This window comes from Sulfitobacter sp. M22 (genome assembly GCF_021736025.1).
Taxonomy (GTDB): Bacteria; Pseudomonadota; Alphaproteobacteria; order Rhodobacterales; family Rhodobacteraceae; genus Sulfitobacter; species Sulfitobacter litoralis.
In genome coordinates this window covers 3,092,847-3,104,322 of record NZ_WMEC01000001.1, presented here as the reverse complement: position 1 = coordinate 3,104,322, position 11,476 = coordinate 3,092,847, and the positions used below count along the sequence as shown (strand labels likewise).

The following is an 11,476-nucleotide window of genomic DNA, read 5'->3' as shown; positions in this document are numbered from 1 at the left end:
CTTAGATCGTCGCCTCGAACAGCGCCCGCAGATTGTCGGACGTCAGGGTAACGGGATTGCCGCCGCAAGACGGGTCCTCGAGCGCCATTGCAACCATATCGTCGATGCGGTCCGCAGACACGCCCATGTCGGACAGTTTGCGCGGAATGCCGAAGCTGTCGTTGAATTCCTGCACAAAGGCGCGGAACCCGTCATAGCCGCCGTCGATCCCCAGATATCCCGCCGCGCGGTCGAACCGTTCGCGAATCTCAGGCGCGTTCAGGTCCAGCACAGCGGGCATGCAGACCGCGTTGGTGGTGCCGTGGTGTGTGTTGAACACCGCGCCGATCGGGTGGCTCATGGCGTGGATCGCGCCAAGACCTTTCTGGAACGCGGTCGCCCCCATCGCCGCTGCCGCCATCAACTGGGCCCGTGCTTCGATGTCGGTGCCGTCCGCATAGGCGCGTGGCAGATAATCGATGACCAGCCGCATGCCTTCTAGCGCGATGCCCTGCGACATGGGGTGGAAATGCGGGCTGCTGAACGCCTCGACGCAGTGGGCAAAGGCGTCAAGTCCGGTGCCTGCGGTGATATGTTTGGGCATGCCTACCGTCAGCTCAGGGTCGCAAATCACGACACTGGGCAGCACTTTGGGGTGGAAGATGATCTTTTTGACGTGGGTTTTCGAATTGGTCAGCACTGATGCGCGGCCGACTTCGGACCCTGTACCGGCGGTTGTGGGCACGGCGATGATCGGTGCGATGGCGTCGGCATCTGCCCGGGTCCACCAATCACCCACATCCTCGTAATCCCACACGCCGCGCGACTGCCCTGCCATAAAGGCGACCATCTTGCCCAAATCCAGACCCGATCCGCCGCCAAAGGCGATCACGCCGTCATGCCCGCCCTCGCGGTAGACCTTCAGGCCCGCCTCTAGATTGATCTCGGTCGGGTTAGCGTCCACTTCGGAGAACATTGCGCGCCCAAAGCCAGCGCAGTCCATGAGGTCCAGCGTGCGGGTCGTGATCTCCATCGATGCCAGCCCCTTGTCCGTCACTAGCAGCGGGTTTTTCACCCCTGCTGCCACGCAGGCCTCTCCGATCTCGGAAATGCGGCCTGCGCCAAAGCGGATGGCGGTGGGGTAGGACCAGTTGTTTTGCAGTGCCATAAGGATCAAGCCTTTTTCAGGTGGTAAGATTTGGGACGCGTGAGCGCCTGATAGCCAAGCTCCGACAGGCCCGCGCCCTGTCCGGTGTCTTTGCAGCCCGTCCAGCACAGGGCCGGATCCAGGTAATCGCAGCGGTTCATGAACACGGTACCGGTTTCCAGCTGCGCACCGATGGCGTCAGCAGCGTCCGCGTCCTTGGTAAAGATCGCGGCGGTCAGGCCGAACTGGCAATCATTCATCAGCGCAATCGCTTCGGCGTCGTCCTTGACGGGCATGATGCCAACGACAGGGCCAAAGCTTTCGTCGCGCATCACGCGCATGTCATGGGTGACGTTGGTCAGGATCTGCGGCGTAAGATACGCACCGCCGTCATCCGCCTCAAAGGTCTCGATCAATGCGGTGGCACCGGCGGCGACGGCCTCGGAAATCTGGGCGCGGACCTCCTTGGCAAAACGCACGTTGGCCATGGGGCCGATGTCTGTGGTCGTATCAAGCGGATTCCCGAGCTTCAGCGCATTGACCCAAGCCACAGCCTTTTCGACAAAGGCATCATACAGGCTTTCGTGCACATAAATCCGTTCGATCCCGCAGCAGCACTGCCCCGCGTTGAACATCGCCCCATCCATCAGCCCGTCAACGGCGGCATCAACATCCGCATCGGCGCGCACATAGCCGGGGTCTTTGCCCCCCAGTTCAGTCGCGACGGGGGTGAAGGTGCCTGCGGCGGCTACCTCCATCGCTTTGCCGCCCCCGACAGAGCCGGTGAAGTTCACAAAGCCGAACTGCCGTTCAGCGATCAGCGCCGAGGTCGTGTCGTGATCCAGAAAGACATTCTGGAATACATCGTCAGGGATGCCGGCGGCGTGGAAAGCCTCTGCCAGCCGCTCGCCGACTTGCAGCGTCTGTGTGGCGTGTTTCAGCACCACGGCGTTACCCGCAATCAAGGCTGGCGCGACCGTGTTGATCGCCGTCATATAGGGGTAGTTCCACGGGGCCACGACCAGCACCACACCGCGTGCCTCGCGGGTGATCTTGCGGGTGGCCTTGTCGCTGTCTTCGACGATTGTGGGGGCCAGCGCCTTTTCGGCGATGTCGGCCATGTAGTTCCCACGCTCGGCAAAGCCGTTAAATTCTCCGCCATAGCGCACGGGTCGGCCCATTTGATGCGCCAGTTCCTGCGCCATACGGTCGGTCGTCTTGCCAACCTCAGCAATGGCATCGCGTACCAGCTGGACCCGTTCGGCCAAAGGCCGAGCGGCCCATGCGCCTTGTGCTGCCTTGGCGCGGGCGCAGACATCGCGTGCCGCCTCCAGCGACAGGACCGGACGTTCAAGGTAAACCGATCCGTCGATCGGTGAGATACATTTCAAAGTGTTTGTCATGGTTTATGCTCGCTCAAATCCGCGGTTGATTTCCCAGTCGGTCACGACCTTGTCGTATTCCTCCTGCTCCCATTCGGCTGCGCGGGTGTAGTGGTCAACCACGTCGTCGCCAAGGGCCTCTCGGAGCATGGCAGAGTTGCGCAGCGTCTGGGTCGCAGCCCGAAGGGTGCGGGGGATTTCCGTGACGTTGGCGTCTTCGTAGACATCGCCCATCGTCGGTTCTTGCAGGGGCAGCTTTTCCTCGATCCCCTTCAGCCCTGCCGCGAGCAGCACAGCCTGCGCCAGATAGGGGTTCAGGTCAGACCCGCCGATGCGACATTCGACGCGAATACCCTTGGTGCCATCGCCACACAGACGGAACCCCGCGGTGCGGTTATCAACGGACCAGACGGTCTTGGTCGGGGCAAAGGTGCCTTTGGCAAAACGCTTGTAGCTGTTGATGTACGGGGCGAAGAAATATGTGATATCAGGGGCGTAGGCGATCAGACCGGCCATGAAATGCTGCATCATCTGCGACATCCCCAGCTTGGCCTCCTTGTCATAGAAAGCCGGTGCGCCGTCTTTCCAAAGCGACATATGCACATGGCTGGACGAGCCGACCTTATCCGCCGACCACTTGGGCAGGAACGACGCAGAGAACCCCTGCTGATAGGCGATCTCTTTCACGGCCTGCTTGGAGATTGTGTGGTGATCGGCACAGGCCAGCGCGTCGGCATAGCGGATGTTCAGCTCTTGCTGGCCGACTTCGGCCTCGCCCTTGGTACATTCAATCGGGATGCCAGCGCCCACCAGATGGTTGCGCAGCGGCTGCAGGAAGCTTTCCTCCTTGGTAGTCTGGAACAGGCAGTAGTCTTCGTTGTGACCGTTCAGCGGCACGAGGTTGGCGTATTTCTCTTTTTGCAGGGTGCGGTAGTCGCCTTCGAACAGAAAGAACTCAAGCTCGGTCGCCATCATCGCGTCAAAGCCCATCGCATCCAGACGGGCGATCTGCTTTTGCAGCATGGCGCGCGGCGAATGGGGCACGGGTTCATGGGTGTGGTGATCCAGCACATCGCCAAGCACCAGCACGGTTTTGTCCAGCCACGGGACATGGCGCATGGTCGACAGATCAGGCCGCAGCACATAATCGCCATAGCCGGTTTCCCAGCTGGTCGAGGCAAAGCCCTCGGGTGTGGACATCACCAGATCGGTCGCCAGCAGATAGTTGCAGCAATGTGTTTCCGCGTGGGAATGGTCGATGAAATTCGTGACGTGAAAACGCTTGCCCATAAGGCGGCCCTGCATGTCCACCAGTGCCACCAGCACCGTGTCCACCTCGCCTTTGGCGGCCAGGTCCTTGAGCGTGTCGAAAGTAAGATTGCCCATCTGCAAACGTCCCTTTTGATGTGAGGGGGCGGCACAGATGCGCCGCCCCGATGTTCATGATGTCAAACTAGGCTCAGCCGAAAGTATAGGGCGGGCCCGCTTTCGAGATGACATTGTTATAGTCGCGGAAAATCTGCACGATCTTGGCGGCGGTTTCGCCTTCTTCCGCCATCTCGTCCCAGAATTTCACGGCGGCTTCCTCGACCACTTTCCATTCTTCTTGCGGCACCGAGGTCAGTTCCAGCTTTTCACCGGACGCGCGCAGACGTGCTTCGCCGCCCCAATACCACTGGTTGCGATAGGTGTGGCTTGCCTCGATCGCGGAATTCACGATCTGCTTGAGGTGATCCGGCAACTCTGCCCATTTCTCGGCGTTGACAAAGAACGACCCGATCCAAGCACCAGAGATGTTGTTGGTGCAGAAGTAGTTGGTCACATCGGCCCAGCCGACGGTGTAGTCTTCGGTGATGCCCGACCACGCCATACCGTCCAGCTCGCCCGTCTGCACCGCGACTTCGGCGTCCTCGTAGGGGATGTTGACCGGCACGACGCCGAATTGCGACAGGAAGCGGCCCGCCGTCGGGAAGGTATAAAGCTTGAGCCCGTCCATGTCGGCCAGCGATTTGATCGGCTTGACGGTGTTGAAGTTACACGGGTCTTGCCCCGCCGCAGACAGCCAATGCACGCCGACCTTGGCGTATTCCTCGCGCCAGATGTCTGCCAGACCGTATTGATTGAACAGCACCGGCACATCGAGCGCGTGCTTTGTGGCCAACGGGAAATACCCGCCGAAAGACCGAACAGGTGTCGGCGACGCCATGGAGTCGTCATCCGAATGCACGCCGTCGATGGTGCCGCGTTGCAATGCTTGGAAAAGCTCGCCCGTGGGGACGATCTGGTCCGCATAAAACAATTCGATCTCAAGCTCGCCTTGTGCCGCCTCGTTGATCGCGTCGATGGCGGGTTTGGTCACCTCTTCCCCGAGCGCAGACCCCGCATAGGTCTGGAAACGCCAGCGTATCGGCTCTTGGGCGTGCAGGATTGACGGCGCGGCAAGGGTCGCGGGGCCGGCAATGACGGCACCTTTCAGGAACTTACGTCTCGTTGTCATGTCTCATACTCCTTGTTGGGGTTGGGTTGAAACGGGCCAGCTTCTCTGACCACTTGGTTGGTAATGCTTATTTCGCGTAGACATAGTTCGGCAGCCAAAGCGCGATCTGCGGAAAGATCATGACGACCGCGAGCGCCAGTACCATCACGCCAACAAAGGGGATGATCGACCGGTAAATGTCGCGAATCGTGATCTCTGGCGGGGCCATGGCGCGCATCAAGAACAGGTTATAGCCGAAGGGCGGCGTCATATAGGCGATCTGGCAGGTGATCGTATAAAGCACACCATACCACACCAGATCGAACCCGAGCGCGCCCACCAGCGGTACATAGAGCGGGGCCACGATGACCAGCATCGCCGTGTCGTCCAGAAACGTCCCCATGATCAGAAACGACAGCTGCATCAGGATCAGGATCACCCAAGGGTTCAGGCCCCATTGTTCGGTAAACAGGTTTTCAATCGCCTTGACCGCCCCAAGCCCGTCGAACACCGCACCAAAGGCCAGCGCGGCGAGGATGATCCACATGAACATACAGGTGATCGCAAGGGTCTGGCGCACAGAGTTTTCAAAAACGGTGCGCGTCATCCGCCCTTTCAGCACAGCCGCTACAAATGCGGCGATTGCCCCAATGGCAGAGCTTTCGACAAGCGAGGTCCAGCCGTTCACAAACGGCACCATCATCACGGCAAAGATCACCACAGGCAGCAGGCCCGCACGTAACAGACGCAGCTTTTCAGGCCAGCCCACATCGCGCTCTTCGGCGGACAGGGTCGGGCCCAGATCGGGATTCATGCGACAGCGGATGGCGATATAGATGATGAACATCGTGGCCATCATCAGCCCCGGGATCGCGCCCGCCAGCCACAGCTGCCCCACAGGTTGCCGCGCGATCATCGCATAGAGCACCAGCACGACCGAAGGCGGCACGAGGATGCCAAGGCTCGATCCTGCTTGAATGACCCCGGTCACCATCAGTTTGTCATAGTTTCGCTTCAAAAGCTCGGGCAGCGCAATTGTTGCACCGATCGCCATGCCCGCCACCGACAGGCCGTTCATGGCGGAAATCAACACCATCAGCCCGATCGTCCCGATGGCCAGCCCGCCGCGCAAACCGCCCATCCACACGTGAAACATTTTATATAGATCGTCGGCAATTTTACTTTCCGACAGCACGTAACCCATGAAGATGAACATCGGCAGGGTCAGCAGCGGATACCAACGCATCAGCTTAATCGCGGCAGAGAAGCCGATGTCATAGCCGCCGCGATCCCCCCAAAGAAACAGCGCCGCAATCACCGCGACAAAGCCGATCGCCCCGAACACCCGCTGCCCAGTCAGCAGCATCAGCATCATGGTCGAAAACATCAGGATGGCGATCAACTCATAGGGCATCGCGCGTGTCCTCTGCGGATTTAAGGAAAAGGATGTCCTTGAACAGCTCAGAGACAGCTTGAAGCAGCATTAAGGTGATGCCGATGCACATGGTCACTTTGACCGGCCACATATAGGGGCGCCACGCGGTCGGGCTGCGCTCTCCGCCGTATTTGAAGGAATACATTGTGGATTCGATACCGCCCCACAGCAGGATCACCAGATAGACCAGCAGGAACAATACAGTGATGCAATCGGTCCACGCCTTTTTGCGCGGGGTCAGCTCGGCATAAAATAGATCCATCCGCACATTCGCGCCCATCTGCAGCGCATACGGCCCGCCAAGGATGTAATACCCCACCATCACAAACTGTGCCATTTCCAGCGTCCAAAGCTGTGGCGATGCAAAGGTTTTGTTATACGACGACCACAACAGGATCCCCATCAGGACGAAAATCCCGTACATCATGATCCGGCCTAGGCCATAGTTGAAGCCATCCACCACCCGAATGTATCTGCGCATCGCCTTCATCTAGCGGCCTCGCTGTTGGGGGCGGGAAAGGCTCGGGTCAGGCTCTCGGCCAGATGCCCTGCCATGGCCTGCGCTTTTTCGGGTGTGTCGATCAGATCATTGCGTATCTCGATCATCACGGCGGGCAGCGCCTGCGCCTCGCCATGTTTTTCAAGCGTATAGGTCACGCCGTCTGTCGCTGCATAGGGTTCGTTCAGCGCCGAGGCATAGCGCCCGCGTGCCTGTTCGACCGCCAGCAACGCCTGCGCCGCGGCGGGCTGAGCGTGGTAGAGAAAGCCCAGCTCGACCGCGCGGGTCGCCCCGTTATAGACAGGCGTAAAGCTGTGGATCGTGACCAACACCGGTGCTGCTTGGGTCGGTTTCCAGCTGGTGCGCACTTTGGTGACCGCATCATGGAACGGCGTATGTACTTGGTCATACCGCTGCTGCCGGCGGGCATCATCCAGCCCCGCATTGCCGGGAATATCATAGACTTCGCTGCGCGCCGGAACGCAGTCGGGGGCTGTTATCGGGCGGTTGCAATCATAGACCAGCCGCGAAATATCGCCCGCAACCAAAGGCGCGTCCAGCGCATCTGACAGCGCGTGCGCCACATCCAGCGCGCCGATGTCCCAAGCCGCATGCGACCCGCCCGCCGCAGATGACAGCCCCAACCCGCCTAGCGCATCAGGAATCCGGCGCGAGGCGTGTTCACACACCAGCAACCAGCCCCCCTGCCCCTGCGGGTTTATGATGTTTACGGCATTCCAATCGGTGTCAGTCACGGTGACCCTGTCAATTTGTTGCCTCACAATCACTACAGAATTTTCTAGCCTGTCAAGATTTTTTCTGTAATCTTTGCTTCACACCACCACGCGCTGTACCGAAAGGAACATGACTTGCATAAAAAAGTACTGGTCCGCGACCTGCTGAAAGAAAAGCAGGCCGAGCTGACGGCGGCAGAACGAAAACTGTCGGCTGTTTTGCTGGACGACCAGCTGCTTACGGGGCTGCAATCTATCAACCGTCTCGCTGAGTTGGCCGAGGTATCATCGCCCACAATCGTGAGGCTTGCACGCAAGCTTGGGTTCGACGGGTACTCTGATATGCAAGACGCCATCCGCGGTGAAATCGGCGCACGGATGAAAAAACCACTGGCCAAGCTCGAGACCCCCAGCGACAGCAGCGATCACATGGTGTCACGCTTTATTCAGGCTGTGTCGGGCAATGTGAACCGCACGCTGGAACGGCTCGATCTGGCCGAGTTTGACGATGTTGCGGCGCTGCTCTCTGATCCTTCGCACCGGCTTTTTCTGTTGGGTGGACGCATCACGCGGTCCAACGCGCATTATTTTTTCAATCACCTACAGATCATCCGACCGCAGGTTACGCTGCTTGATTCCTCCCCCAGTGCATGGCCGCAATCCTTGCTCGATATGGACGCAGGCGCGGTGTTGATCGTGTTCGACATCCGCCGCTACGAGAAAGAGCTCGAAAAGCTGGCGGATCTCGCGGTGAAGCAGGGGGCGACCATCGTGCTGTTCACCGACGCATGGGGATCGCCCATCGAAAAACACGCCCGCCACTGTTTCCGCGCCATGGTAGAGGTCCCGTCGAGCTGGGATTCAACGCTGGCGATCAACTTTCTGATCGAAGCGCTGGTCGCCGATGTGCAATCGCGCAGCTCTGACCAAAGTGCCGAGAGGATCGCAGCGCTTGAACAGATGATCGGCGAATCCCGTATCTTCCGCAGCAATTGATCTGGCGCTGAAGGAGGGCCGATCACGGTCCTTTCGTGATAGTCGCGCGACGCATCAGAGTTTGCGTTGAACGGCAACATCCCCTAATCGGAACGCGCACCGCGTCTGCGTCGTTTTGTAAAGGATCTGCCATGAAGACCCCATATTATCTGATCGACAAATCCCGCCTCCAGACCAACATGGAAAAGATCGCCTGGCTGCGCGAGGCGTCGGGCGCGAAATCCTTGCTGGCGTTGAAATGTTTTGCCACATGGTCAGTCTTTGATTTCATGGCGCAATATATGGATGGGTCCACGTCCTCCTCGCTGTATGAGGTCAAGCTGGGTTACGAGAAATTCGGCGGCGAAACCCACGCCTATTCAGTGGCCTACGATGATGACGAGATCGCCGAGGTGCTGGCCAATAGCGACAAGATCATCTTCAACTCCATCGGCCAGCTGGACCGTTTCGATGCGGCATCGGCAGGGCATACGCGCGGGCTGCGGGTGAACCCCGGTGTGTCGACATCGGAATTCGATCTGGCCGATCCCGCCCGCCCCTTCAGCCGTTTGGGCGAACATGATCCGGCGCAGATCGCCGCCGTGGCCGACCGCATTACGGGTCTGATGTTTCACAACAATTGCGAGAATGACGATTTCGACCGGTTCGCGGATATGCTGACGTTGATCGAAGACCGCTTTGGCGACACGATCCACCGGATGGACTGGATCAGCCTTGGCGGCGGCATCCATTTCACCGGCAAAGGCTACCCGTTGGACCGTCTGGCCGCGCGGCTGAAAACCCTGTCCGACACCTATGGCGTTCAGGTCTACCTTGAACCCGGAGAGGCCGCGATCACCGGCGCTGCGACGTTAGAGACGACCGTGCTTGATACCCTGCATAACGGCAAGAACCTTGCCATCGTCGACAGCTCTATCGAGGCGCACATGTTGGATCTGCTGATTTACCGTGAGCCCGCCAAGGTGGCCCCGAACACCGGTGCCCACGACTGGATGATCTGCGGTAAATCCTGCCTTGCGGGCGACATCTTTGGCGAGTTCAAGTTCGACGCGCCGCTAAAACCCGGTGACCGCATTTCGTTTCAGGACGCTGCGGGCTATACTATGGTCAAGAAGAACTGGTTCAACGGCGTCAAGATGCCCGGCATCGCCATTCGTGAACTTGATGGAACGATTACATCGGTCCGGTCATTCGACTACGAGGATTTTAAATCCGCCCTCTCCTAACCCTTTCCTTACAAGAGGTGTAATGAATACATGAAACGCAATGTTCTTATCATCGGTGCCGGTGGCGTCGCGCAGGTCGTGGCGCATAAATGCGCGCAAAACAATGACGTGTTGGGCGATCTGCATATCGCCAGCCGCACCGTGTCAAAATGCGAAGCGATCATTGAAAGCGTGCATGCCAAAGGCGCGATGAAACAGGACGGCGTTTTTGATGCCCATGCGGTCGACGGGATGGACAGCGACGCGGTAGAGGCGCTGATCAACGACCTAGGCGTGCAGATCGTGATCAACGTCGGCTCCCCTTTCGTGAACATGACCGTGCTTGAAGCCTGCATTCGCACCGGCGTCGCCTATATCGACACGGCCATTCACGAGGATCCGACCAAAATATGCGAAACGCCGCCTTGGTACGGCAACTATGAATGGAAACGCCGCGAGGATTGCGCCAAGGCGAACACAACCGCAATTCTGGGCGCGGGCTTTGATCCAGGTATGGTTAATGCATTTGCCCGTTTCGCCGTGGACGAATTCATGGACGACGTAAAATCCATCGACATCGTCGACATCAACGCGGGCAGCCACGGCAAGTATTTCTCGACCAACTTCGACCCCGAAATCAACTTCCGCGAATTCACCGGCACGGTCTACAGCTGGCAGGAAGGCGCGTGGCAAGAGAACAAGATGTTCGAGGTCGGCCGCGAATGGGATCTGCCCGTCGTTGGCAAGCAGAAGGCCTATATGTCAGGCCATGACGAGGTGCACTCGCTTGCCGCGAATTACCCGCAGGCCGATGTGCGCTTCTGGATGGGCTTTGGCGATCACTACATCAATGTTTTCACCGTGCTGCAAAACCTTGGCCTATTGTCCGAACAGCCCGTGGTCACCGCCGAAGGGCTTGAGGTCGTGCCGCTGAAGGTGGTCAAAGCCGTGCTGCCCGACCCGTCGACCCTGGCGCCGAACTATACTGGCAAGACCTGCATTGGCGATCTGGTCAAAGGCACCAAGGACGGCAAGGACGTAGAGGTGTTTGTCTACAACGTCGCCGATCACAAAGACGCGTATAACGAGGTCGGCAGCCAAGGCATTTCCTATACCGCTGGCGTGCCGCCGGTCGCAATGGCGATGCTGATTGCAGATGGCACCTATGATACCGGCACGATGGTTAACGTCGAAGAGCTGGACCCAAAGCCGCTCTTTGCCCTGCTCGACACCATCGGCCTGCCGACCCGTGTCAAACTGGCGGATCAGGACACTGGCTGGGACGAGGCTATCGCCTAAGTCTGTCGCTTTAGGCACCCACGCCCACAACCCGCGCGCCCTTGCACCCGCGCGGGTTACCTCGCCCCAAGAGGCAACGCCCTATAAAATCGGACAATTAAGCACAAACAGCCCAGCGCGCGATCATGCGTACAGGGTGATCAATTTGTTTTAAAAATGCGAACTAGTATGCCGCCAAGTTCAAAATCTAGTGATGTTTGAAAGTGGCGGACCGAGGAGGATTCGAACCCCCGACCCCCTGATTCGTAGTCAGGTACTCTATCCAGCTGAGCTATCGGTCCGTTAAGGCGGGGTTTAGTTCTGGGCGCGGGGGTTTGCAACCCC

The 11,476-nt window shown here is 58.9% G+C and carries 10 protein-coding genes and 1 tRNA gene; 3 read left to right on the top strand and 8 right to left on the bottom strand.

The window, feature by feature from the left end; genetic code table 11:
- Position 1: 1 nt before the first annotated feature.
- The 7 genes from GLP52_RS15315 to GLP52_RS15285 form a co-directional block, all read right to left on the bottom strand.
- The gene (locus GLP52_RS15315) at positions 2–1,147 is read right to left on the bottom strand and encodes an iron-containing alcohol dehydrogenase (RefSeq protein WP_237271266.1); all 1,146 of its coding nucleotides are present in this window, start codon (positions 1,145–1,147) and stop codon (positions 2–4) included.
- Positions 1,148–1,152: 5 nt separating this feature from the next.
- A complete protein-coding gene (locus GLP52_RS15310; protein ID WP_237271265.1) occupies positions 1,153–2,529 on the bottom strand; it encodes an aldehyde dehydrogenase family protein in 1,377 nt (458 codons plus the stop codon).
- A 3-nt stretch (positions 2,530–2,532) separates the two neighbouring features.
- Complete coding sequence (locus GLP52_RS15305; protein ID WP_237271264.1) at positions 2,533–3,894, bottom strand: glutamine synthetase family protein; 1,362 nt, start codon at positions 3,892–3,894, stop codon at positions 2,533–2,535.
- A gap of 73 nt (positions 3,895–3,967) precedes the next feature.
- Positions 3,968–5,005 (bottom strand): TRAP transporter substrate-binding protein, encoded by a 1,038-nt coding sequence (locus GLP52_RS15300; RefSeq protein ID WP_237271263.1) that lies wholly within the window; start codon positions 5,003–5,005, stop codon positions 3,968–3,970.
- A gap of 67 nt (positions 5,006–5,072) precedes the next feature.
- Entirely contained in the window at positions 5,073–6,398 is a 1,326-nt protein-coding gene (locus GLP52_RS15295; RefSeq protein ID WP_093731815.1) for a TRAP transporter large permease, read from the bottom strand.
- Entirely contained in the window at positions 6,388–6,909 is a 522-nt protein-coding gene (locus GLP52_RS15290) for a TRAP transporter small permease subunit (RefSeq protein WP_093731814.1), read from the bottom strand. Before GLP52_RS15290 ends, GLP52_RS15295 begins: the two co-directional genes overlap by 11 nt.
- On the bottom strand, positions 6,906–7,673 hold the full coding sequence (locus tag GLP52_RS15285) for an N-formylglutamate amidohydrolase (protein WP_093731813.1): 768 nt from the start codon (positions 7,671–7,673) through the stop codon (positions 6,906–6,908). Before GLP52_RS15285 ends, GLP52_RS15290 begins: the two co-directional genes overlap by 4 nt.
- Positions 7,674–7,787: 114 nt before the next feature.
- Here GLP52_RS15285 and GLP52_RS15280 point away from each other — a divergent pair, with 114 nt between their 5' ends.
- The 3 genes from GLP52_RS15280 to GLP52_RS15270 all read left to right on the top strand — a co-directional run bounded on the left by GLP52_RS15280 (position 7,788) and on the right by GLP52_RS15270 (position 11,152).
- Entirely contained in the window at positions 7,788–8,648 is an 861-nt protein-coding gene (locus GLP52_RS15280) for a MurR/RpiR family transcriptional regulator (protein ID WP_093731812.1), read from the top strand.
- Positions 8,649–8,779: 131 nt separating this feature from the next.
- Positions 8,780–9,874, top strand: coding sequence for a carboxynorspermidine decarboxylase (gene nspC, locus GLP52_RS15275; RefSeq protein WP_093731811.1), 1,095 nt, complete (start codon positions 8,780–8,782; stop codon positions 9,872–9,874).
- Positions 9,875–9,904: 30 nt separating this feature from the next.
- The gene (locus GLP52_RS15270; protein ID WP_237271262.1) at positions 9,905–11,152 is read left to right on the top strand and encodes a saccharopine dehydrogenase family protein; all 1,248 of its coding nucleotides are present in this window, start codon (positions 9,905–9,907) and stop codon (positions 11,150–11,152) included.
- Positions 11,153–11,356: 204 nt separating this feature from the next.
- Here GLP52_RS15270 and GLP52_RS15265 read toward each other — a convergent pair.
- Positions 11,357–11,433, bottom strand: a tRNA-Arg gene (locus GLP52_RS15265).
- Positions 11,434–11,476: the final 43 nt, after the last annotated feature.

Coding starts and splice junctions, on each gene's coding strand:
- GLP52_RS15315 (WP_237271266.1), bottom strand. CDS start 1,147: ATGGCACTGCAAAACAACTGGTCCTACCCCACCGCCATCCGCTTTGGC.
- GLP52_RS15310 (WP_237271265.1), bottom strand. CDS start 2,529: ATGACAAACACTTTGAAATGTATCTCACCGATCGACGGATCGGTTTAC.
- GLP52_RS15305 (WP_237271264.1), bottom strand. CDS start 3,894: ATGGGCAATCTTACTTTCGACACGCTCAAGGACCTGGCCGCCAAAGGC.
- GLP52_RS15300 (WP_237271263.1), bottom strand. CDS start 5,005: ATGACAACGAGACGTAAGTTCCTGAAAGGTGCCGTCATTGCCGGCCCC.
- GLP52_RS15295 (WP_093731815.1), bottom strand. CDS start 6,398: ATGCCCTATGAGTTGATCGCCATCCTGATGTTTTCGACCATGATGCTG.
- GLP52_RS15290 (WP_093731814.1), bottom strand. CDS start 6,909: ATGAAGGCGATGCGCAGATACATTCGGGTGGTGGATGGCTTCAACTAT.
- nspC (WP_093731811.1), top strand. CDS start 8,780: ATGAAGACCCCATATTATCTGATCGACAAATCCCGCCTCCAGACCAAC.
- GLP52_RS15270 (WP_237271262.1), top strand. CDS start 9,905: ATGAAACGCAATGTTCTTATCATCGGTGCCGGTGGCGTCGCGCAGGTC.